Raw genomic sequence first — 22,581 nt, 5'->3', positions numbered from 1 at the left:
GGTCGCTCCTGCCCCGGGCGACCGGCCGCCCGGTAACCATTTACTCGCCCCGGACCCACCCCCGGTCATGGACCTCGACCTCTCGACGCTCGACGCCTACCTCGACGAGGCCGGCGTGGACGGCTACCTCGTCGACGCGGACGGCGAGGACGCGACGCAACGGTATCTCTCCGGTTTCGACGCGCCCGACCCCTACGTGACGCTGTACGTCCGCGAGGGCGCGGGCGAGGGGAGCGCCGACGCGTCGGGCGGCACGACCCACCTCCTCGTCTCGGCGCTGGAGTACGGCCGCGCGGCGAAGGAAGCCCGTGCGGACACCGTCGAGCGTGGGTCGGCGTACGACGCCCAGTCGCTCGTCGACGAGTACGGCCCCCACGAGGGGAGCGACCGCGCGGTGGCGGCGTTCTGCCGGGCCCACGGCGTTGAATCGGTCGCGATGCCAGAACGCGCGCCGCTCGGGCCGGCCGACGGCCTCCGCGAGCAGGGTCTCGACGTGACCGTCGACCGGGACGAGACGGTCGAACGCGTCCGCGCCATCAAGACCGAGGCGGAGATCGACCACATCCGCGAGGCCCAGAAGGCCAACGAGAAGGCGATGGCCCGGGCCGAGGAACTCCTCCGCGAGGCCACCGTCGACGACGGCGTGCTCCACCACGACGGCGAGGTGCTGACCAGCGAGCGCGTCCGGACGGCCATCGAGATCGAACTGCTCCACAACGGCTGCGCGCTCGACGAGACCATCGTCGCCTGCGGGGCCGACGCCGCCGACCCGCACGACCGCGGGAGCGGGCCACTCCGCACCGACGAGCCCATCATCGTCGACATCTTCCCGCGCTCGAAGGAGACCGGCTACTTCGCGGACATGACCCGCACCTTCTGCGTGGGCGAGCCGACGGACGTGGCACACGACTGGTACGACCTCACGTTCGAAGCGCAGGAGGCCGCGCTGGATGCCATCGAGGCCGGCGTCTCGGGGAGCGAGGTCCACGGCGCGGTCTGTGACGTGTACGAGGTTGCCGGGGAACCGACGCTCCGGGACGACGACGCCACGGAGACGGGGTTCATCCACACCACCGGGCACGGCGTGGGGCTGGACATCCACGAATATCCGCGGCTGAGCACCGCCGAGAACGAACTGGAAGCGGGGATGGTCGTGACCGTCGAGCCGGGGCTGTACGACCCCGACGTGGGTGGGGTTCGTATCGAGGACCTCGTCGTGGTGCGCGAGGACGGCGTGGAGAACCTGACCGACTACCCGAAGGAGTTCGTTATTGAGATATAATATATTCTCTATGTCAATTTCTAGTATTAGCTCTCAATAGAAGATTTTAACGGTCGAAGCGGTATATTCTCGACTTGATATTCGAATACGAAATAAATTGAGGCGTCCTATAGAAAGCCGCCGCCCGCTCTCTGCACGACGACGACAGCCACAACCGAACCGGATAGAAAGCCCCCGCTCGCTCGACTCGGGGGACTCGCTGCGCTCCTCGCTTCGCTCACTTCGTTCGCTCCGCTGCGGTGCTTACTTCGTCCGCCGTCGTCGAGCGAGCGGCCCCTTTCAGTCCCGCCCTGTTGCCGGTTCGGTCGAGCGTTCGCGCGTGGTGGTTCCGGGGGAGTGCTAGTGTCCCCACACCTCCCCGCGCGGGCGCCGGCGTGTTCCGGCACGCTCGCTCAGGCAGACGTTCCTGCTCGGTCGCTTCGCTCCCTACGCGGGCTGCGACTGCCAAGGCCCTCGTTCGCTTCGCTCACGAGGACTCCGCTCGCGGCCTCCACGGCTGGAGCGCCCGCGCGCTTCCTGGTCTCGGAACCGGGCGGCCGAGCAACCACTCCCCGGCCGGGAGCGCGTGGCGCAGCGCGGACGCGCAAGCCCGCGCGACCCGGGGAAGGGCAGGGGCGCCGCGCCGTGACACGTTCAACGTTTCTGGCGGACTCGAAGGGCGAGCGCGCTCAGCGGTGCCCGGGCGACGTAAGCACCGCAGCGGAGCGACCGCAGGGAGCGGAGCGAGGAGCGCAGCGAGCCCCGGCGCCCTGAGCGCGCGAGGGCTTCGTAGGTGTCTTGGTTGTCGCCATGACCGTGAGAGAGCGCGAGGACAACGCAGCCAGCCCTGAGGCCGCTACGACACCGGACCAGCCCCCGATTACGACCAATTGAGTCCGAGCGGGATTCCGACAGGGGTTTTAGGCACGGCCCGCTCTCTCGCAGTAATGGGTAACTGCATCATCTGTGGTACGGCGACTGACGGGCCTATCTGTGACACCCACCAGGAGGACGTCGTCTTCGAGTTCGAGGGGAACAGCCCCAGCCAGCTGACCGAGGGTCGCTTCTACGAGGGCACCGTCGACGGCTACGCCGACTTCGGCGTCTTCGTCGACCTGTCCAGCAGCGTCACCGGGCTGCTCCACCGTTCGAAGCTCGACCGGCGGCTCGAATCCCTCGACTGGGAGCCGGGCGACAGCGTCTTCGTCCAGGTCACGAACGTCCGAGACAACGGTGACGTGGACCTCGGCTGGTCCATCCGCCAGTCCGACCGGGACTTCCGCGGCCGCCTCGTCGATACCCCCGACGGCGACTACCTCGCCGACGAGGACGACGATGACGACGAGCCGGACGCCAGCACGGGCGGAAGCGGACAGGGAAGCTCGGAGCCCGAGCCGGTCTCGGAATCCGACGAGTCCACGGAATCCGAGACCGCCGACGAGTCCGAGACCGAGTCCGAAGCGGAATCCGACACCGCCGACGAGTCCGAGGCACCATCAGGACGTGACTCGGAGCCGGCGCCGACCGCCGGCCAGGGCCGGGCCGCCGCCGTGAGCGAGGCGGCCGAACCCGAGGCGAGCGAGCCGACGGGTGAGGAGACGACCGACGAGACCGAGGTCGAGAGTGAGTCCGCGGCCGACAGCGGATCCGAACCGACGACCGAGGCGTCCGTGGACGAGTCGGCCGAGGAGCCGGCCGACGACGCTGACGAGGAACCGACGGAGGCCGCCGAGGCCGAGCGCGCGGCCGTCGAGGGGCTACGCGAGCGCGTCGGCGAGGTCATCGCCGTCGAGGGGGAGGTCGTGAGCGTGCGGCAGACCTCCGGGCCGACCGTCTTCGAGCTGCGCGACGAGACCGCCGTGGTCGACTGTGCCGCGTTCGAGGAGGCCGGCGTCCGGGCCTATCCCGAGGTCGAGACGGGCGACATCATCCGGCTCACCGGCGAGGTCCGGGTCCGCCGCGACGAGCTGCAGGTCGAGACGGAGGAGCTGGTCGTGCTGGAGGGTGCGGAGAAGGAGGCCGTCGAGCAGCGGATGGCCGAGGCGCTCGACGAGGAGGCCGAGCCCGAGCGCGTCGAGCCGCTGGCCGTCGACGAGGTCATCGCCGACCTGAACGACGACCTCCGCGAGGCCGCGACGGCCATCCGGCGCGCGGTCGCGGAGTCGCGCCCGGTCGTCATCCGCCACGCCGCGACGACGGACGGCTACGTCGCCGGTGCGGCCATCGAGCGCGCAGTCCTGCCGCTGGTCGCCGAGGAGCACGCCGCCAGCGACGCCAGCTACCACTACTTCGACCGCCGGCCGCTGGAGGGCGCCGTCTACGACATGGATGACGCCACGAAGGACGTGACGGGGATGCTGGGCGATCAGGAGCGCCACGACGAGAAGTTCCCGCTGTTCGTCTTCGCCGCCGCCGGCGGCACCCGGGAGTCGCTCGACGGCTTCGACCTGCTGGAGGTGTACGACACCGAGCGCGTCGTCGTCGACGGGCAGGCCGTGGACGACGAGGTCCGCGACGCCGTCGAGACGACCGTTGCACCCGACGCCGACGCCGAGGAGCGGACCGCAGCCACCGTGGGCGCGACGCTCGCGGCCGCCATCAACGACGCCATCCGTGACGACCTGGGCCACCTGCCGGCCGTCTCCTACTGGAACGACGCGCCCGAGGGGTACGTCACGCTCGCCGAGGAGGCCGGCGTCGACGCCGAGACCGCCCAGCAGCTCCGCGAGGCCGTCGCTCTGGAGGCGTACTACCAGTCCTACGAGGACAAGCGCGAACTCATCATCGACCTGCTGTTCGAGCGAGGCGAGGGCGGCGACGGCGTCGGCCTCGCCGAGCAGGTCTCCGAGCAGTTCGACACCAAGCTCGAGGCCGAGATGGACACGGCGCTCGCGAACCTCGAACGCCGTGAGGCGGCGGGCGTCTCCTTTGCGGTGCTGGACACGGACTCGTACACCCACCGCTTCGACTTCCCGCCGAAGCGCCTCCTGCTGGACGAGCTCCACCGCCGCGAGGCCGAGGGCGACAGTTTCGTCACCATCGGCATCGCGAAGGACGAGCTGTTCCTCCGCGCGACCGAGGAACTGGACCTCCGTGCCATCGCCGAGGAGGTCGCCGAGGAGGCCGAGCACGCCGGCGTCGCCGCACGCGGCGCTCGCGAGGGGAAGATCGAGTTCCTCTCCGGCGAGCGCGACGCGGTGCTGAAGGCGGTCATCAAGTCGGTCGCGGACCGCGTCGCCGCCGCGGCCTGAGCCTCGCACGAACGCGTCCTCGTTTTCGCCGGTCGTGAATCCGCCAGCCGTCGCGCTACAGTTCGGCCGCCAGTCGTCGGATCGCGTCCCGGCCGCCCGTCACGAACGGCCGCCCGTGTGACATCGCGGCCACGTCGAACTCCGGCGCCTCGCGGTCGAATCGCGCGATGGACTCGCGGATGGCCCGCATCTCGTAGGAGTCCAACCAGAACGGGGGCGTCAACTCGCCGTCCTCCTCCCAGACGAGGTCACCGAGACACGCCACGGAGAGCCCCTCGTGGACGAAGACGGTGTGGCCGTGGTTGTGGCCGGGGGTGTGGAAGGCGACGAGCCCGCCGATGCGGTCGCCGTCGTCGACCGGTCGGAGGTCGACCTCCGGGAAGCCGAAGATGAAGCGTGCGGCGCGGTGGAACGCGCCCTTGTGGTGTGCGAGCGGCGGGTCCCACTCCCCGCGGACGAGTTCCACGTCGCGTCGACCCATGTAGACCGGGCCGTCGAACCCGCGTTCGAGCAGGCGGCCGAGGCCGGTCACGTGGTCGAGGTCGTAATGCGTGAGCAGCACCCGGTCGATGTCTGTCGGTTCGTAACCGGCGTCGGCCAGTTCGCCAACCAGCGAGGGTCGGTTCCGCCAGAGCCCGGTGTCGACGAGTGTCACCTCCCCGTCCGTCCCGTCGGTGCGCTCCGAACCAGCTTCCGCCTCGCTCCCGTCGAGCAGGAAGGCGTTCGTCGCGAGCGGCGGGACCAACCCGACATCCAGCAACCAGACCCCGTCGGCCAACTCGCGAGCCATGTCCGGTGGTTCGGGAGCCGCACACAAGAAGGGGGCGGAGGTGGACCGGGCGCTCGCGCCCCCCACCCCGGCTATCCCCGGGCCATGACCCTGTGACATGTACGCAATCAGCGCGCCGTCTGGTAACACTCCCCGTAACGGATAAGTGACCGGGCGGGGATTCCCGCATGAACGATGATATCAATCGGCGGCCGCGCACTGCTTGCGCTCCAGTCCGGACTCGTCCCACGGGGAACTCGGGTGGAGGTGTTCTCGCGCATCTACGACGTGTTCCTCTTCCTCGGGACCGTCGTGGGGGTCGTGGTACTGGGCTACATGTGCTGGAACGCCTACAAGTACCGCGAGGGTGGGGGCCACGCCGCCGAGGGTGACGACGAGCGCCCCTCGCTCGGGGAGGTGCCCACCGGCGGCGGGAAGGGGAAGAAGCTGTTCCTCTCGTTCGCGCTGAGTGCGATCATCGTCATCTCGCTCATCCTCTGGACCTACGGCACGTTGCTGTACGTCGAGGCGAGCCCCGGACCGGACAACGAGGTGGCCCAGGGGGACCCGGTCGAGGTGAAGGTCATCGGCCACCAGTTCTACTGGGAGTTCGTCTACGAGAACGGCTACTCGACGAAGGGGTCGGGGGTGATGCGCGTCCCGACGGACCGCGAGGTCGAGTTGCGTGTCACCTCGGCGGACGTGTTCCACAACTTCGGCATCACCGGACAGCGGGTGAAAGCCGACGCCATCCCCGGCCACACGACCGACGCGTGGTTCGTGGCCGACGAAACCGGGAACTACAGCGCCGCCTGTTACGAACTCTGTGGCCAGCAACACTCCTACATGACCGCGACGGTGGTCGCCATGGAGCCCGACGAGTACGAGCAGTGGTACGCGAACACGACGGACAACACGACGCCGACCCCGACCGCGACGGAGGCCGGTCACGGCGGCGGCGGAGGTGAGTCACATGCCTGAAGACACCAGCGACGACGAGCGGGACGCACAGCCCGGGTCGGTGGCCGACGCGAGCGTGGGCGCCCCGGACCCAGACCCGGACCCGGATACGGACTCGGACACGGACCCGCGGGCCGATGGCGGGACGGTGGCTGGGCAGGACCTACCCGTCTCCGAGGTCGAGGAGGAGGAGGACGACCACGGCCACGGCCTGCCGGACACGAGTTCGCTGAAGCGATGGCTCGTCACGACGAACCACAAGGACGTCGGCATCCTCTATACGGTGACGGCGATGTTCTTCCTGCTGTTCGGTGGCGTGCTGGCGCTGCTGATGCGGCTGCAGCTCTGGACCCCACGCGCCCCCGGCGCGGGACCGCTCTCGGCGGCGGCCTACAACCAGGCCGTCTCCCTGCACGGCCTGCTGATGGTGTTCTGGTTCCTCTCACCGTTCGCCTTCGGGTTCGCGAACTACATCGTCCCGCTGCAGATCGGGGCGAAGGACCTCGCGTTCCCGCGGTTGAACGCGCTGAGCTACTGGTTCTATCTCGCGTCGGGCATCCTCGTCGGGGTGTCCTTCTTCCAGAGCGGCGCGTTCCCGGGCGGCTGGACGATGTACGCCCCCCTCAACATCCCGACGTACACGCCGGGCGTGGGGGCGACGACATCCGTGCTCGGGCTCATGTTGTTCACCGCGTCGGTCACGATAGGCGGGGTGAACTTCATCACCACCATGCACAGGATGCGGGCGGAAGGGTTGACCATGCGGCGGTTGCCGCTGTTCTCGTGGTCCATCCTGCTGACGGTGTGGATGATGCTGTTCGCGTTCGCGGCGCTGCTGGCCGCGCTCATCATCCTCTCGGCCGACCGCATCCTGGGCACGACCTACTTCGCCGCACAGTCCGCGGGCGGGTCGTTGCTGTGGGCCCACCTGTTCTGGTTCTTCGGCCATCCGGAGGTGTACATCGTCTTCTTCCCCGCACTGGGGGCGATGGCCGAGATCTTCCAGACGTTCACCGGCCGCCGCATCGTCGGGCGGAAGTGGTTCATCGGCGCGATGCTGCTCGTGGCCATCCAGTCGTTCGTCGTCTGGATGCACCACATGTTCCTGACGAGCATCAACCTCCAGATCAAGACGCTGTTCATGGCGACCACCATCGGCATCTCCCTGCCGTTCGACCTGATGGTGTTCGCGCTCATCTACACGATGATAAAGGGGCGGATACGCTTCACCACGCCGTTCCTCTACGCGTTCGGCGCGCTGTTCCTGTTCATCATCGGGGGTATCACCGGCGTGTTCCTCGGCGCCGTCGTCCTCGACTACGAGTTCCGCGGCACCTACTGGGTCGTCGCGCACTTCCACTACGTGATGGTCGGGGGCGTGACGGCGCTCATCGGGGCGCTGTACTACTGGTTCCCGAAGATGACCGGGAAGATGTACGACGAGTTCCTCGGGAAGGTCAGCTTCGCGCTGTACTTCATCGGGTTCAATCTGCTGTACTTCCCGATGTTCGTCGCCTGGGAGACGCCACGGCGGGTGTTCAGCTACGACGCCGCGTTCGCGCCCTGGCACAAGCTCGCCACCATCGGCGCGTTCATCCTCGGCTTCAGCTTCCTCCTGACCGTCTACACCATCGGGAAGGCCATCTTCGTCGGCGAGGAGGCCGATGACAACCCGTGGGCCTACTCGACGACCGCGGAGTGGGCGGTCCCGTCACCGCCGCCGCTGGAGAACTTCCCCGGCATCCCCAGCTACGGGGACGGGAAGCTCTCGTTCCGACCGGAGTCGGCTGCCGATGGCGGTGAGGCAGCGACGGACGGTGGCAACGCGGCAGCTGACGGTGGTGAGGTCGCGCCGACGGCCCACGACGGCCACGACGACGACCACGTCAGCCACGCGAGCATCTGGCCGTTCGTCACCGGCGTGGCCGCGTTCTTCGCGTTCTTCGGGCTCTCGGGTATCGTCGACGGCCAGCTCATCGACGGCATCTGGGGCATGGTCCACCTCGGGTCGCTGGTGTTCGGCGGTGTCCTCGGGCTCGGCGCGATGGTCGCGATGGGCCTCGAGGAGTTCCACGGTCCGACCGGGCCGTTCGGCGAGAGCTGGCCGTTCTCGAAGACCTCGAACCTGAAGACCGGGATGTGGGTGTTCCTGGCCTCGGACGTCGTGTTGTTCGGCGCGTTCATCGGCTCGTACGTCTTCATCCGCGTCGCCTTCCCCGGCGGCTGGGCGGCGTGGGAGCCCATCCCCCATCGCTCCTTGCCGGGGCTCATCAACACCTACCTGCTGTTGACGAGTTCGTTCAGCGTCGTGCTGGCGCTGGTGGCTGCCGAGCGCAACTCCACCAAAGGCGTCGTCGCGTCGATGCTGGTGACCCTGCTGCTGGGCATCGGCTTCCTCATCAACAAGGGCATCGAGTGGTTCGAGCTGTTCCACGAGGGTATCTGGCTGTCGACGAACATCCGGGCCTCGACGTTCTTCCTGACGACCGGCCTGCACGCCGCCCACGTCATCGTCGGGCTCATCATCGCGACGTACATGATCGTCCGTGCCTCGCGGGGCGCGTACCTCGACGACGACGGGCCACTGGAGTTCTTCGGCCTCTACTGGCACTTCGTCGACATCGTCTGGCTGTTCCTCTTCCCGCTGTTCTACATCCTCTAACCGAGAAAACAGCCACACAAATACCAAAACAAAAATATAAAACACATGTCACATGCAAAACTGTACACGTGGATCTACGTGGTACTGTTCGTCGGGGCGACAGTCCAGGTCGGCGTCGAGTACGCGGGCCTGCTGGAGCCGGGCACCTACTGGCCGGCCGTGGGCGCCATCCTCGTGCTGTCGCTCGTCAAGGCCGTCATCGTCGCGGCCTACTACCAGCATCTCCGCTGGGAGCAGCGCTCGCTCAGCTACCTGATGGGGATGGGCCTGCTGGCGGCGCTGGCATTAACCATCGCCGCCTCCTACTCCATCACGTGAGCGGACATGGGCGTCTCACCGTGGCTCGTCGCGGCGCTGGTACTCATCCCGGCGGTCCAGGTACCGCTGGTGCTGTACCTCTCGAAGTACGTCGCGGCCGACGAGTCCGAGCTGCCACCGGTCGCCTCGGGGGACGCAGGCACCCCGAAGCAGTGGCGGCGGCCGGACCCCGCGACCGCGGGAGCCACGGACGGCGCAAGATGCCCGACCTGCGGGACGGTGAACGAGGAGGGGTACCGCTTCTGCCGGGCGTGTGCCTCGCTGCTGTGAGCGCTCGGACTGCGGGTCGGTCCGCCTCCGACCCCGAGGTGCACCGATGAACCTCCCCGGGACGCTCGACGCCGAGGGGGTGTTCTGGGCACTGTTGTTCTCGCTTCCGACCGGCGTCGGCGTCGCGCTGGCCGCCGGCCGCTCGGTGAACGCCCCACCGACGATTCCACTGGCGCTGGCGATGGGTGGGGTCACCTTCCTCGTCACCTTCGTGCTCGTCGCGGCGGCCGCGGCCACCAACCCCGAGGAGGAGCCCGCGCCGGAGCGAGCAGGCGACGAATCGGCACCGCCCGAGCCCTGAGGCGTGGGTCAGGCGAGGACGATCATGTAGACGAGCACCAGCACCGCGTACAGCACGCCCAGCGCCGCGATGACACGGAGGTGGTACATGAACAGCTCGTCACCCTCCTCGTCGCGGGCCGACTCGTAGGCCGTCCGCTCGGCGTCCGTACACGCATCGCCGTGTCGCTCTCCGACGTGCAGCGCGAGCCGCGTCGCGTCGCGGAAGGGGTGGTCGCAGTACGGACAGCGGTCGGCCTCGGCGCCGGCCGGCACGGTGGTCTCGGGGTGGTGGTGGTCCGACTCCGGCGGTGGGTCGTGCGAGGCGGTGTCGTGTGGGACGGTCGATGCTGGTGACATTGTCGGGTCAGACGGCGAGCGGGCGGGCGAACGGTTGCGAGACGATCCACATGCTGGTCGCGGTGTAGGCGACCATCACGACGACGAACGGGTACTGGCTGCGGATGGGCTGGAGCCGCCCCGGGAACAGGTCGAACGCGATGGCGTGGGCGACCCACACCGCGACGAGGTGTGCGACGACGACCAGCGCCAGGGCGATGCCGCCGAACCAGCCCGGCAGTACCACCGCCTGGAGCGCAGGGGAGGTCAGCGGGTTCGTGACGGCCGTCGCCAGCGCCGGCGACAGGCCGACCACGTAGCCCAGGTAGTGCGCGAGGTGGTAGCCGGCGGCGATGGGGAGCAGCGCGGGGGCGAACCGGCGCTCGATGGCCACCGCCGAGACGTAGGTCGCGGCGGTCCGGCGGGCGTAGCGTGACGCCAGTCGATAGCCGCCGAGGAAGACGCCGAAGCCGGCGAGGGTGGCGGCGAGGTAGACCAGCGGCGCCGGGACGCCGAGGTCGACGACTGACCCGACCAGCCCGTTCCACGCGGGCGTGGACACGAGGCCGTCGAAGGTCGTCACCCAGAGCAGGGCGACGACGAACGCCACCTCGGAGCGGTCCGCCAGTTCGCGCTCCGGGAGGGTGCCGCCGGGGACCCGAAGCGCCAGCCCGTCGGCCGTCCGCTGGACCGGCGCCAGCCAGCCGTACAGACGGAAGACACGGGCGACGGGGTCGACGCGCTCGAACCACGCGTCCCCGAATCTGGCGCCCCCCGCGAGCGTGACCACGGTGTATCCGAGGACGACCAGCGCCAGGAAGCGTGGGTCCGAGGCGACCGGGCTGACGACCTCCAGCCACACCAGCCCGAGCAGGCCGACGGTGGCGGGCCACGCCCCCACGTCCGGGAGGTCGCGTTCGGTCGCGGGTATCAGTTCGGTGAGGGTCCGCCACGGGTTGAGCGCCGGCCAGCTGTTCCCGACGAGGTACGTCGTCGCGGTGTAGCCGGCCCACCAGCCCACCCAGACGACGAGGACTGCCGCGTTGGTCGACCCGGCCGGGCCCACGAGCGCGACGGCCAGCACCGCGAGCAGGCCGAGGACGCCGAGGGCGCGAGCGCCACGGCGGACCGTCCGCGCGAACGCCGCGACTGACCGCATCCGGAGCCGGCTGGCGTTCACCGACCGGATGGTCTCGTGGTCGGTCATCAGGCTGGTGAACAGGAAGGAGCCGCCGACGAGGCCGCCGCCCGTCAGCGCGACGAGCCAGAAGGGAACCGGCTGTGGGGTGCCGGCGCCGCCGAGCGCGCCGACGTGGGCCGCGGCCGTGCCGGCGAGGAGTGGGCAGGCGGCCAGTACGACGATGAGGCGGTCCAGCCGGGTGCCACGCTCGCCCGGCGTCGGTGGTCCCGTCACGGTGCGCTGTGGCCCCCCCTGTGGCCGGGACGCCACGTCAGCAGCCCGACCGCGACGAGGAACGCGGCTGTCGAGATATCGAGCGAGTAGGGCGCGAGCCCGCCCATCACCGCCGCGCCACCGAGACCGCCGAGGGCGGACGCGACCAGCGGGAACGCACAGCTGAGGCAGGTCGCGATGCCGACGACCCCCGAGAGCGCGACTCTCGTCGCATCGAGCAGCGTCGCGTACACCAGATACCCCAGCGCGAGGTAGCCGATGACCCGGAAGGGGACGAAGTAGACGTGGAACGCGTGGCTCACGTACGAGATGCGCGGGCCCCAGCCGGGCGAGGTCATCGTCACCTGCAGCCCGTGGACGTGCGAGTGGCCGTGCGATCCCCCGGCGCCGCTGGAGAGGTAGATGGCCAGCAGCCCGGTCAGGAACGCGAGCACGAGGACGTAGCCGGCGGCCACGCCGCCCGCGACCCAGCGCGCCCGCTCGTTCGCGACAGGGGGCGAGGTCCGGAGGACCGCCCAGACACCGACTGTGATCCACACCAGCGGGTAGAGGACGTACCGGGGGCCGGTGATGCCGGCGTCGGTGAGGCCGAAGTAGGCGACGAGCGCGAGCAGTTCGGCGGCGAGGAGGCTGGCGAGCCACCACTCCTCGCTGCCGGGCCTGAACTCGAGGGTACGCGTCGACATCAGGTCAACCGAGGAACAGCTTGGCGGCCACCGAGAGCACGAACAGGAGGCCGAGTGCCCAGAGGCCGACCAGCAGTGCTTGCGCGTAGCCGGCGCCGTGCGAGCGGGCCGTCGAGTACGAGCCGACGACCGCGAACCCCGCCAGGAGCAGGCCGAGGAGGGCCGAGACGGCCACCGCCATGTCGATGGACGGCGCGGAGGTCCCCATCGTCGTCAGGCCGCCGGCCAGCAGGACGACGGCCCCGCCGACGACGAAGACGATGGCGATGAACCCCAGCGCGAGCATCCCCGGCCGTTCGGACATCGGCTCTCCGCTCGCTCGGGTCGCGGGGAGCGCGGTCGGCGAGTAGCTCCGCCACCTGCGGCCGTTCGCCATCAGTATCACGAGCCCTGCGGTGAGCACGCCCATGAGGACGGTGCTCGCGAGTAGTCCTGCCTGTGCCATGTGTGCGTCTCACTTGGTACTCGTTCACCCGGGCTAGCTCAAAAAGGCACCGGCGCTGGCAGGTGGTAAGCCCGGTCGTTGTGCCCCCTCAGCAGACCGCGACCACGACGGCCAGCCGGCCGCCGTCGCTCGCGACCCCCACGCCGACACGGGAGGCAGACGGGTCGAGGAACGGGTCACCGCTGTCGCCCGACAGGAGCGTGGAGACGACGGCACTGGAGAGTTCGGCCGTCGTCGGGTCGCCGCCGTCGCCCGGCGGGCGCTGGTCACCGGTCGCTGTCACCTCTCCGCCGGTGGCGTCGCATTTGCTCACGCGGTCGGCGATAGCGGCACCGCCGTCACCGGACGCGAGGGCCGTTGCACGTGCGTCCGCGGCATCGTCGAGGTCGGCATCCGACCCCAGCGGGGCGGCCCCGTTCTCCTCGCGGGCGTCGTCCAGGTCCTGGGCGACGGCCGATTCGAGCGCGGACTCGTCGACGGTCGCGGTCCACGGCGGGTCGGGCGCCAGGGGACCGACGCCGAGGAGCCCGGCACCGACGATGCCCACCAGGAGGACGGCGACGAGCGCCAGCCCGATGGTGGGCCGGTCGAGTTCGTACCAGCGGCCGTCGACGAACTCCGTCGGTGTCACCTCGTCCGCATCGACGTCGACCCGCTCGAAGGTGCCGTTGCCACAGCGCTTGCAGGGTGGGTTGTTCCGCTGGTGCGAGCGGCCACACTCCGTGCACTGCCATTCCTTGTATCCCGTGGCGACCTCGCCGGCGGTCGGGCCCGCGTCGAGGGGTTCGAACGACCGGAACCCACACTCCGGACAGCTCTCGATGCCTCTCGCCACGAGCGTCCCGCACTCGGTACACTCCCGGGTGAGCCGCTCTGTCACCGGCCGGAACGAGGCCGACCCGCACTCGCAGGTCGACATGTCCGTCGGGTGCTGGCGACCGCACTGGGTACAGACGTACCCCGTATCCGCGTCGTCGGCCATTCACTCCGGGTAGGCGGTCGCCGCGTAAAAGCGGTCCGAGGTGCCGCGCCGGCGTCACACGCTGGTTCGCGACGACGGCGATGACCGCGGTCAGAAGTCGTCCAGCCGCGCGTGCATCCGCGTTCGGACATCCGTCACGAGCGCGTCGAGCTCCAGGCCGAGGACGGACTCGGCGGCCGGCCCGACGGTCTCGGTGTGTTCGTCCGGGCAGTAGACACCCATCCGCCACTGCTCGCGCTGGGCCGTCCGGAGCGCGTCGACGAGCGCCGACTGCTGGTCCAGGCGTCGGGCCTCGCCGTTGACGACGACCTTCGTCGTGGACTCCTTCATCCGCGGTTCGCCGGGGATGTCGACGACGACCGCGTCCGGGTCGACCCCGGCCCGGTCGGCGATGTCGACCTCCAGCGACTGTATCTCGTAGTGGTCGGACGCGAGCAGATCGTCGGGCACGTCGACGATCTCGGCCCAGACCGCGCGCTTGAACAGGTCCCGTCGGTCGAGCCGGTGGGCGATGGCGGCCGTCGACTCCTCGTTCCGGAGCGCGACGTGGAAGGCCCAGTCGTCCATCCGGCGGAGCTCCTCGGGCGCGACGCCGCTCTCGAGCAGGCGCTCTGCGCCGCGGCGGAGCATCGCCTTCCCGACACGGGCGGCGTGGTGGTTGTAGACGGTTGGATTCATCAGCGCGCGGGCGAGGAGCAGGGATTCGGCGGTCTGGACGTTCCCCTCGTCGAGCGCGAGCTCGCCGTCGACCAGCGCGAGCTCACGGACGAGCCGTGCCTGGTCGATGGTGCCGTACGGGACGCCCGTGTGGTGGGCATCCCGGACGAGGTAGTCCATCCGGTCGACGTCCAGTTCGCCCGAGACGAGCTGCCCCAGCTCCCCCTCGCCGCGAACGAGGCCGGCGACCTCCGCCGGGTCCAGGTCGTACTCGGTCAGCACGCGCGCGACCGGCCCCTCGGTGATGAGCGGCCCCACGTCGTCGTGGGCGCGGCCCGTGTACCGCTGCACCACGTCCTCGGTGTTGTGCGAGTACGGGGAGTGACCGATGTCGTGGAGGAGCGCGGCCGCCCGGACGCGCTCGGCCTGCTGGCCGGCGACGGAGAGGTGCTCCAGTGCCCGGTCGGCGAGGTGGAGCACCCCGAGCGAGTGCTCGAAGCGCGTGTGGTTGGCCGACGGGTAGACCAGCTGGACGGTCCCGAGTTGGCGGATGCGCCGGAGCCGCTGGACGGGCGGCGTCTCGAGCAGGGCCTCCGCCACACCCTCGATGTCGATGTGGTCGTGGACGGAGTCCTTGATGGTGACCATCGGCCGTGCGTTGTGCGGGATACGGCAAAAGGCTACGCGTGGCCGTCGCCGCGTTCCGGCGAGCGAAACGCGTTAGTCGGGTCGCACCCGAGCCGGGAGTATGGTCACCTTCCTCGCCGGCGGCACGGGCACGCCGAAGCTGCTGGCCGGCGCGGACGCCGTCTTCCCACCCGAGGAGACGACGGTCGTCGCCAACACCGGCGACGATGTCGAGCTGGGCGGGCACCTCGTCTGCCCGGACCTCGACACCGTCCTCTTCCTGGAGGGCGGCGTCCTCGACCGCGAACGCTGGTGGGGTATCGAGGGCGACACGACCGCGACTCACGACCGCCTCCGCGAACTCGGCGCCGAGGCCGGGTTCGAGGCCGGTCCGCGCTACCTCTCCGACGACCTCCAGACCGCAGGCCGCGATATCGCGGCCTGGCGCCGGTTCTCCGGGGTCGCGGAGTTCATGGAGATCGGCGACCGCGACCGCGCCGTCCACGTCACCCGCACCTCGCTGCTCGACGAGGGCCACTCGCTCACCGAGGTCACCGGGCGTCTCGCCGACGCCTTCGGCCTCGAACGGACGCTCCTGCCGATGAGCGACGACCCCGTCGCGAGCATCGTCCACACCGAGGAGGGGCCGATGCATTTCCAGGAGTTCTGGGTTCATCGGCGCGCGGAGCCGGCCGTCGAGTCCGTCGAGTTCCGTGGCGCCACGACGGCCGAGCCGACGGACGAGGTGCTGACCGCGCTCACCGAGCCGGTCGTCGTTGGGCCCTCGAACCCGGTCACGAGCATCGGCCCGATGACCGCGATGGACGCGTTCCACGAGGCGCTCGACCGAACGCCGACGGTCGCCGTCTCGCCGTTCGTCGAGGACCAGGTGTTCTCCGGGCCGGCGGCGAAGCTCATGGCGGCGGTCGGGTACGAGCCCTCCACGCGGGGCGTGGCGAACGCCTATCCCGGCGTCGACGCGTTCGTCCTCGACGACGAGGACGGCACCGACCTCGACCGGCCGGTCGTCCGAACGGATACGACGCTGAACACGGCGGCCGACGCCGAGCGCGTGGCGCGCGCGTGCCGGGATGCGCTGGAGGTCGTCGGCGTATGAGCGAGCCCGGAACCGACGCCTCGCCCGACACCCGGAACGGACCGCCGGCCTTCGCACCCCGTGTCGCCGTCGCGTCGCTCTCCGGCGAGTCGGACGCGGCCTGGGCCCGGGCGGCCGCGCCACACGTCGGCTGTGCCTTCCTCGGCGGTATCGCACTCGACGAGCCGACCCGTGAGGCTGCCCGGGGGCTGGTCGACCGTGACCGCGAGGAGTTCCTCCCCGAGGACCCGCTGGCGTTCGTGGACCGGCAGCTGTCGGCGCTGGCCGGGGCGCCGCTCCGGCCGGCGTTCAACGTCCGTGCTGCCGGTCCGTCTCCCGTGGCCGAGGCCGCCGCGGTGTGCGCCGAACACGGTGCCGTCATCGAGGTCAACGCCCATTGCCGGCAGGAGGAGATGTGCGTGGCCGGCGCCGGCCAGTCGCTCTTGCACGACCCCGAGCGACTCGCCGCGCAGGTCCGGGCTGCGAGCGAGGCCGGCGCGACGGTGAGTGTGAAGTGCCGGACGGAGGTGCCGGGTGTCGACCTGCCCGCGGTCTGCCGCAAGGCCCACGAGGCCGGAGCGGCCCTCCTGCACGTCGACGCGATGGATTCTGAGGGTGTCGTGGCCACGGTGGTCGCAGCCTGCCCGGACGCGTTCGTCGTCGCGAACAACGGCGTCCGCGACCGGCGGACCGTCCGCGAGTACCTCGCCAACGGCGCGGATGCGGTCTCGGTCGGTCGCCCGAGCGACCGGCCCGAGGTCCTCCGACGCGTCCGCGCAGCCGTCGACGAGTGGTTCGACGGGGACCGCGAGGGGCCCGGTCGGCCCTCTCGTGCCGCCACGGATGGCAGCGGAGGTGGGCCGGCGTGACGAACCGGGGTCCGGATGCCGGGTCGAGTCCGCGGACGGTCGCTCAGGACGCGGTGCTCGCGCTCCTGCTGGAGGTGACCGGGACGCCGAAGCCGGGGAACGTCGACCGACACCACGACCACGACGACCTCCGGTTCGAGCATTTCCTCGCGGGCGCCGTCGGCGCCGAGCCGGCCTTCCGAGACGTTCCGGAGGCGCCGCTCGGGGCGACCTTCCGCCGGGCCGTCGAGGGGATGAGCTATCAGCAGGGCGGTAACACCCAGTTCGGGGCCATCCTCACCGTCCTGCCGCTCGCGTACGCCGCGCACGCGGGTGACCTCTCACCCGCCGGGGCGAGCGCCGTCGTGGAGGCGACGACCGTCGACGACGCCGTGGACTTCTACCGCGCGTTCGACGCCGTCGACGTGGCCGTCGACGACCCACCCGAGGGGATGGCCGACCTCGACGTCCGGCAGGGCGGCGACGCCGAGCAGGTACTCCGCGAGCGAGGCCTCACGCTGGCGGACGTGATGGCTCGTTCGGCCGACGTGGACGGGGTCGCCGCCGAGTGGGTCGACGGCTTCCCCCGCGTGTTCGAGGCCGCCGAGGCCATCCTGGCCGACGACGGGCCCGTTCCGGACCGCGCCGCCCGGGCCTTCCTCGGCCTGCTCGCCACCGAACTCGACACGTTCGTCGTCAAGACGCACGACCGCGAGACGGCCGTCTCCGTCCGCGAACGAGCGCGTGCGGCCCGCGACGGCGAGACCGACCCGGTGGCGCTTTCGGACGAACTCGTCGCCGAGGGGGTCAACCCCGGCACGACGGCCGACCTGACGGCTGGCGCACTGTTCGTGGCGCTCCGCCGGGGGGTGGCGGTGTGACCGCCGACCCACCGGGCGGCGACGCGCCCCCGAGTGCCGACTGGCCGGTCGACCTCGACGGGCGCGGCGTGACCGAGTCCGTCGTGACGACCCGTGGCCCGAACGACCGCTGGAACGTGGCGGCACTGGGCCTGTCGGCACCGGACTCGAAGGCCGCCCCGGTCACGGCCCGGACCTGGGGCCGGACCCGGACCCGTCGCAACTTCGAGGAGCGTGGGGGTGGCTACGTCCAGTTCTGGACCGACCCCGTCGACTTCGTCGAGGCCGCGTGTAGCGTCCGCGAGGCCGACGAGCCGGTACTCGAGAGCGCCGCCGCCTGGGCCCGGGTCCGGGTCGAACGCCTCGATGCGGGAGCCGAGGACGGCACGGAGTGGGTCGACTGGGCGCTCTCTCCCGTCGAGTCGGTCGTTCGCTCGCGCGCGGTGCCGGTCCACAACCGGGCCCGGGCGGCCGTCGTGGAGGCGACCGTAGCGGCTTCGCGCCTCGGGGTGCCCGGCTTCGACGACGAGACGCTCCGTGCGCGTATCGCTCACTACGCCGACGTGGTGGACGCCTGTGCGGGCGAGCGCGAGGCGGCCGCGTGGGAACGGTTCGAGGACCTCGTGGACTGGCGCGGCGACGGTCGTGCCGACGCCTGACACGGCGAACCCGGAGTCGAACGTTTTTAGGTACGGAGCGTCGAGTTGTCGGATACCATGGCTATCAAGCCCGCCTACATCAAGAAGATCGGGAACCGACTGCTCGAGCGCTACCCTGACGCCTTCGGCCAGGACTTCGACCACAACAAGGAGGTCGTCACGGAGACCACCAACGTCGAATCCAAGGGCGTCCGCAACCGCATCGCGGGCTACGTCACGCGCAAGAAGCGACCCGTCGCCTGAGGCCGAGATTCCTTCGTCGAGCGCACTACCTCGGTAGTGAGAACGCTCTCGTTCCGGCGTGTCTCTCTGTCTTTCGCTGACTGAATCCGGGGTATCAGTTGGAATCTGTGAATAGGGCGGAAGATCGGGGGATATGGCTGTTATCCGGTCCGGATGCTCACCGCCAACCCCTCCCCGAGGGGGAGCAGCGTCGTCTCGAACGCCGGGTCGGTGCGGACGGTCTCGAGGTACTCGGCGATGCCGTGGGTCGCGTCGGTGGTGTCGATATCGCTCTCGCCGGCGACCAGTTCCCTGAGTGCGTCGAACTCGATGGGGCCGGCCGTCATCGCGTTGTCCGCACAGACGATCCCGCCGATGGGGACCTTCTCGCGGACGGCCTCGAACGCCTCGGCGTAGCGTTCCTTCTCGTGGTCGAGCAGTACGAGGTCGAACGGGCCCTCGTAGCGCTCGACCGTGGCGAGCGCATCGCCGGCCTCGAACACGGCACGGTCAGCGTAGCCGCCGCGAGCGAGGTACTCGCGTGCGTCGGCCAGTTCGTCCGCGTCGACCTCCGTGAGGACGAGTTCGCCGTCCGTGGGGAGCGCGGGGGCCACCCAGTAGGCCGAGTAGCCGAAGCCGGAGCCGAACTCGAAGACCCGCTCGGCGTCGACGGCGCGGGCGAGCAACCGGAGCCAGCCACCGACGGCCGGCCCCACGGTCGGGAACCCCTCGCGGTCGGCGCGAGCGTCCATCTCCCGTACCACCTCGTCGGCGTCCGGACCGACGGCCGCCGCGAACGACGCCGTCACCGGCGGCAGGAACTCCTCGGTGTCCATACGCCGGCGTGGGTCGGCCGGGGGTGTAAAGCCACGCCCGGCGCGCCGGCGGAGGACGAACCGTTATCACGGTCGCTGCGTAGCCTCGACCATGGACGAGGACCCGCTGGGGGCGCGGTACGAGGCGCGCCTGCCCGACGCCCGGCGCGAGGGGCTGGGTATCTACTACACTCCGCCGGCCATCGCGGCGGGCATCTGCGAGTGGGCGATCCGCCCGCGGGACGGTCCGGCGCGCGTGCTGGACCCGGCGGCCGGCAGTGGGCGGTTCGCCGTCGCGGCGCGAGACCGGCTCGCGGAGACGGCCCCGACGGCGACCCGACGCGAACTGCTCGAGCACGTCGTGGCGGTCGATGTCGACCGGGCCGCGCTCGACCTGACCGCGAGCAATCTCACCCAGGAGGACGGGTCCCTGTCGGACCGCGACGTACGGACCGTCGCGGCGTCGTTCTTCGACTGCTCGCCCGGTACCCTGCTGGGGAGCGTGGGCGACGAGGCGGCGTTCGACGCCGTGGTCGGGAACCCGCCGTACCTCCGCCAGGAGGACCTGTCACAGGACCGGGACCACTACCGCGACCACCTGCGGACGTACGGCCCGGACGGCGAGCAGCCGTACCACGACGGGAGCCGGAAGCTCTCGACGAGAGCCGACGCCTACGCCTACTTCGTGACCCACGGCCTGCAGTTCCTCCGCGAGGGCGGCCGTCTCGGGTTCGTCCTCCCGAGCAAGTGGCTCGACACGCGGTACGGGGAGGACCTGCAGGAGTTCCTCTACGACCACGCGACGGTGACAGCCGTCGTCGGCTTCTCCGCGCGTGCGTTCGACGCGATGGTTGACACGGTCCTGCTGTTCGCCGAGCGATGCGACGACCCGGACGCGCGTGCCGACGCCGTGACGGACTTCGTCCGACTGAACGAGCCCGTCGAGCCCGGGGGGCTCGCGGATATCGTCGGGGAGAACCGCACGGTCCCCGAGGGCCAGCCGTTCGCGCTGGATACCCGGGAGGCGTATCGCGTCGTGAGCGTTCCGCAGCGCCGGCTCGCGGAACGGGGGGGGACGAAACTCGGGTACTACCTCACGGCACCGTCCCCGTTCGTCGGGCTGGTCGACAGCGACGGGCTGGTCCGTCTCGACACGTACGCCGAGGTCTCGTTCGGGAACAAGACCGGGAACAACGGTTTCTTCCTGCTCGACGAGGGCGACGTGGCGAAGTGGGACCTGCCCGACGCCGTCCTGCGGCCGGCTGTCCGCTCGCTCCGGGACATCGATACCCGGCGGCTGGAGACGACCGACCGGTACCTCCTCGACCTGCACCCGTACGTCGAGGCGGTTCGCGAGGGGGTCGAGGCGCCCGTGGACCGCTCCGAACTCGCCACCCGGGTGAAAGATGCCCTCCGCGAGGACGGCCACGAGGCCGTGCTGGACTACATCCGGCACGGCGAGGCCGAGGGCGTCCCTGAGGGCCGCACTGTCTCCCGGCACACGCCCTGGTTCAACCTCGGCGAGTTGCCGGCTCCGGAGGTCCTGCATCCCGTATTCTACGACGAGCGCGTGTTCACCGTCGAGAACGTGGGCGGGTTCGCGCCGACCAACGCCATCCAGCGCGTCGACGTGACGGAGTACGAGGATGTCGTTCCGCACCTGCTGAACTCCACCCTGCACAAGGTCATGCTCGAACTCTGGGGCCGCCACGAGGGTGGCGGCGCGCTCCAGCTGCTCACCTACGAGCTGTCGTCGGTCCCGATACTTGACCCGGCGCGGCTCTCCGGGGCAGAACGCGGGGCCATCCGCCGGGCGGGCGAGCGACTGCTCGACGGCGCGGCGGCACAGCACGACCTCGACGAGGCGGTTCTCGCGCCGCTCGACGTGGCGCTATCCGTCGAGGACCTGCAGGCCGCCCACGAGGCCATGCTGCGGCGGCGTATCGACGGGGCCGGGACGGTGTCCGAACAGGTCCGTCACGTCGACGCGCTCGACAGCGCCGGTCGTGCCGGGAACGAGCCGTCAGGCGAGGAGGCCCCGGGAACTGCGGGAGACGGCGTGGGCGACGACGTGGGAGACGGCTGAGGGACGAGCCGCCACACAGGCTACCGGTTCCGGCTGACGGGGAACTTCACGCGCTCGGGCTCATCGTTCATCCGCTCGAGGATGCGCTCGTACAGTTCGTTCCGGACCCGCTGCCCGCGGCGCGGGTGGACCAGGTAGCGCAGGCGGAGTTCGACCCACGACTCCTTCTGGACGATGTTGACCGCCGGCCGGTCGCGGACCTCCAGTTCCACGGGTGTCTCGGCCAGTCGCTCGCGGTACTCCGCGATGTGGTCGGCCATCTCGTCACCGAGGAACGCGTCGGCCTCCTCGACCATCAGCTCCCGGGCGAAGTCCAGCTCCGTCTCGTAGGCGACCTGTATCGGGAGCTCGTTCCAGACGTACGGGAACCCCTCCCAGGAGTAGTTGTAGACGTGCGAGGAGAGGACGACACTGTTCGGAAGGGTGACGATACGACCCGACGGCTGGTTCGAGGTGACGAGCTCGCCGTTGATCTCCCAGACCGTCGTTACGAGGAAGTCGACGCTGACCACGTCGCCTTTCGTCCCCTCGATGGCGACGCGGTCGCCGACCTGGTAGGGACGCTTGACCATGATGTAGATCCAGCCGATGAGCGAGAACAGCGGCTGCTGGAGCGCGAACGTGACGGCGAAGCCGACCACGCCGAGCGAGAACAGCACGCCGACCCACTGGTCGGTGATGATTCCCAGGACGGCGATGAGGACGGCCGCGATGAACAGCAGCCGGAGCACGTTCCGGAGATCGTGCTGGCGGCGCTTGTCGGGCGTCCGCTGGGTGAGGAATCTCAGGAGGAGCGCGTACAGTCCGTACGCGCCGAAGGAGATGCCCAGCGCGAGCAGCGACTTGCTCACCACCAGCCAGAGCGGCGTTCCAGCGATGGTTCCGACGTCCGGCTGCCGGGCGGTGATGGCACTTCCGGCCAGCAGGGCGATGACGGCGAGGACGAAGGAGGCGTAACCGAGCGGGCGTCTCACCCGAGAGCCGTCTCCCGGTCGGGGGAAAACGGTTGCGCCGGGGGGTCGCGTCGCCGGCGGCAGTCAGCGGCGGTCGGCGGCCGCCCGAAGGGCGAAGGGGA

General features: G+C 70.2%; 22 protein-coding genes. 13 read left to right on the top strand and 9 right to left on the bottom strand.

Features of this window, described 5'->3' with window-relative positions; translation table 11 throughout:
* Window positions 1-67 precede the first annotated feature (67 nt).
* The gene (locus NL114_RS18595; RefSeq protein WP_254822409.1) at window positions 68-1,282 is read left to right on the top strand and encodes a M24 family metallopeptidase; all 1,215 of its coding nucleotides are present in this window, start codon (window positions 68-70) and stop codon (window positions 1,280-1,282) included.
* Between the two features lie 926 nt (window positions 1,283-2,208).
* Complete coding sequence (locus NL114_RS18590) at window positions 2,209-4,512, top strand: OB-fold nucleic acid binding domain-containing protein (RefSeq protein ID WP_254822408.1); 2,304 nt, start codon at window positions 2,209-2,211, stop codon at window positions 4,510-4,512.
* A 55-nt stretch (window positions 4,513-4,567) separates the two neighbouring features.
* Here the strand turns inward: NL114_RS18590 and NL114_RS18585 are convergent, their stop codons facing one another.
* On the bottom strand, window positions 4,568-5,302 hold the full coding sequence (locus NL114_RS18585; protein ID WP_254822407.1) for an MBL fold metallo-hydrolase: 735 nt from the start codon (window positions 5,300-5,302) through the stop codon (window positions 4,568-4,570).
* A gap of 174 nt (window positions 5,303-5,476) precedes the next feature.
* Here NL114_RS18585 and coxB point away from each other — a divergent pair, with 174 nt between their 5' ends.
* The 5 genes from coxB to NL114_RS18560 are packed head-to-tail and all read left to right on the top strand — an operon-like array spanning window position 5,477 to window position 9,792.
* A complete protein-coding gene (gene coxB / locus NL114_RS18580) occupies window positions 5,477-6,262 on the top strand; it encodes a cytochrome c oxidase subunit II (RefSeq protein ID WP_254822406.1) in 786 nt (261 codons plus the stop codon).
* Complete coding sequence (locus tag NL114_RS18575) at window positions 6,255-8,903, top strand: cbb3-type cytochrome c oxidase subunit I (RefSeq protein ID WP_254822405.1); 2,649 nt, start codon at window positions 6,255-6,257, stop codon at window positions 8,901-8,903. Before coxB ends, NL114_RS18575 begins: the two co-directional genes overlap by 8 nt.
* Before the next feature lie 45 nt (window positions 8,904-8,948).
* Complete coding sequence (locus NL114_RS18570; RefSeq protein ID WP_254822404.1) at window positions 8,949-9,221, top strand: cytochrome C oxidase subunit IV family protein; 273 nt, start codon at window positions 8,949-8,951, stop codon at window positions 9,219-9,221.
* A gap of 6 nt (window positions 9,222-9,227) precedes the next feature.
* Window positions 9,228-9,491, top strand: a complete 264-nt coding sequence (locus tag NL114_RS18565) for a DUF7577 domain-containing protein (protein WP_254822403.1) — start codon at window positions 9,228-9,230, stop codon at window positions 9,489-9,491.
* A gap of 46 nt (window positions 9,492-9,537) precedes the next feature.
* The gene (locus NL114_RS18560) at window positions 9,538-9,792 is read left to right on the top strand and encodes a hypothetical protein (RefSeq protein WP_254822402.1); all 255 of its coding nucleotides are present in this window, start codon (window positions 9,538-9,540) and stop codon (window positions 9,790-9,792) included.
* Between the two features lie 8 nt (window positions 9,793-9,800).
* Here NL114_RS18560 and NL114_RS18555 read toward each other — a convergent pair whose 3' ends face one another.
* The 6 genes from NL114_RS18555 to NL114_RS18530 all read right to left on the bottom strand — a co-directional run bounded on the left by NL114_RS18555 (window position 9,801) and on the right by NL114_RS18530 (window position 14,941).
* The gene (locus NL114_RS18555; protein WP_254822401.1) at window positions 9,801-10,130 is read right to left on the bottom strand and encodes a DUF7410 domain-containing protein; all 330 of its coding nucleotides are present in this window, start codon (window positions 10,128-10,130) and stop codon (window positions 9,801-9,803) included.
* Between the two features lie 7 nt (window positions 10,131-10,137).
* Window positions 10,138-11,523, bottom strand: a complete 1,386-nt coding sequence (locus NL114_RS18550; protein ID WP_350355383.1) for a hypothetical protein — start codon at window positions 11,521-11,523, stop codon at window positions 10,138-10,140.
* On the bottom strand, window positions 11,520-12,209 hold the full coding sequence (locus NL114_RS18545; RefSeq protein WP_254822400.1) for a DUF7546 family protein: 690 nt from the start codon (window positions 12,207-12,209) through the stop codon (window positions 11,520-11,522). The genes NL114_RS18550 and NL114_RS18545 overlap by 4 nt, the downstream gene beginning before the upstream one ends.
* Window positions 12,210-12,213: 4 nt before the next feature.
* The gene (locus NL114_RS18540) at window positions 12,214-12,654 is read right to left on the bottom strand and encodes a hypothetical protein (RefSeq protein ID WP_254822399.1); all 441 of its coding nucleotides are present in this window, start codon (window positions 12,652-12,654) and stop codon (window positions 12,214-12,216) included.
* 88 nt (window positions 12,655-12,742) lie between these two features.
* Window positions 12,743-13,636 carry a hypothetical protein gene (locus NL114_RS18535; protein ID WP_254822398.1) on the bottom strand — a complete coding sequence of 298 codons (894 nt, stop codon included), beginning with the start codon at window positions 13,634-13,636 and terminating at the stop codon, window positions 12,743-12,745.
* A 90-nt stretch (window positions 13,637-13,726) separates the two neighbouring features.
* Window positions 13,727-14,941 (bottom strand): HD domain-containing protein, encoded by a 1,215-nt coding sequence (locus tag NL114_RS18530; RefSeq protein WP_254822397.1) that lies wholly within the window; start codon window positions 14,939-14,941, stop codon window positions 13,727-13,729.
* Window positions 14,942-15,041: 100 nt separating this feature from the next.
* Between NL114_RS18530 and cofD the strand changes: the two genes are divergently transcribed.
* The 5 genes from cofD to NL114_RS18505 are packed head-to-tail and all read left to right on the top strand — an operon-like array spanning window position 15,042 to window position 18,626.
* Complete coding sequence (gene cofD / locus NL114_RS18525; protein WP_254822396.1) at window positions 15,042-16,037, top strand: 2-phospho-L-lactate transferase; 996 nt, start codon at window positions 15,042-15,044, stop codon at window positions 16,035-16,037.
* The gene (locus NL114_RS18520) at window positions 16,034-16,885 is read left to right on the top strand and encodes a tRNA-dihydrouridine synthase (RefSeq protein ID WP_254822395.1); all 852 of its coding nucleotides are present in this window, start codon (window positions 16,034-16,036) and stop codon (window positions 16,883-16,885) included. The genes cofD and NL114_RS18520 overlap by 4 nt, the downstream gene beginning before the upstream one ends.
* Window positions 16,882-17,745 carry a triphosphoribosyl-dephospho-CoA synthase gene (locus tag NL114_RS18515; RefSeq protein ID WP_254822394.1) on the top strand — a complete coding sequence of 288 codons (864 nt, stop codon included), beginning with the start codon at window positions 16,882-16,884 and terminating at the stop codon, window positions 17,743-17,745. The genes NL114_RS18520 and NL114_RS18515 overlap by 4 nt, the downstream gene beginning before the upstream one ends.
* Window positions 17,742-18,383 (top strand): DUF447 domain-containing protein, encoded by a 642-nt coding sequence (locus NL114_RS18510; RefSeq protein WP_254822393.1) that lies wholly within the window; start codon window positions 17,742-17,744, stop codon window positions 18,381-18,383. The genes NL114_RS18515 and NL114_RS18510 overlap by 4 nt, the downstream gene beginning before the upstream one ends.
* A 57-nt stretch (window positions 18,384-18,440) precedes the next feature.
* The gene (locus NL114_RS18505; protein ID WP_254822392.1) at window positions 18,441-18,626 is read left to right on the top strand and encodes a 30S ribosomal protein S17e; all 186 of its coding nucleotides are present in this window, start codon (window positions 18,441-18,443) and stop codon (window positions 18,624-18,626) included.
* Window positions 18,627-18,766: 140 nt separating this feature from the next.
* Here the strand turns inward: NL114_RS18505 and NL114_RS18500 are convergent, their stop codons facing one another.
* Window positions 18,767-19,441 carry an O-methyltransferase gene (locus tag NL114_RS18500; RefSeq protein WP_254822391.1) on the bottom strand — a complete coding sequence of 225 codons (675 nt, stop codon included), beginning with the start codon at window positions 19,439-19,441 and terminating at the stop codon, window positions 18,767-18,769.
* A gap of 91 nt (window positions 19,442-19,532) precedes the next feature.
* On the opposite strand from NL114_RS18500, the gene NL114_RS18495 reads away from it, so the two are divergent.
* Window positions 19,533-21,506: an Eco57I restriction-modification methylase domain-containing protein gene (locus NL114_RS18495; RefSeq protein WP_254822390.1), complete on the top strand. Its 1,974-nt coding sequence runs from the start codon at window positions 19,533-19,535 to the stop codon at window positions 21,504-21,506.
* A gap of 20 nt (window positions 21,507-21,526) precedes the next feature.
* Here NL114_RS18495 and NL114_RS18490 read toward each other — a convergent pair whose 3' ends face one another.
* Window positions 21,527-22,480 (bottom strand): mechanosensitive ion channel family protein, encoded by a 954-nt coding sequence (locus NL114_RS18490; protein ID WP_254822389.1) that lies wholly within the window; start codon window positions 22,478-22,480, stop codon window positions 21,527-21,529.
* Window positions 22,481-22,581: the final 101 nt, after the last annotated feature.

It is taken from the genome of Haloglomus halophilum, from assembly GCF_024298885.1.
In the GTDB taxonomy this organism is placed as follows: domain Archaea; phylum Halobacteriota; class Halobacteria; order Halobacteriales; family Haloarculaceae; genus Haloglomus; species Haloglomus halophilum.
This window is presented reverse-complemented; position numbering and strand designations above follow the sequence as displayed.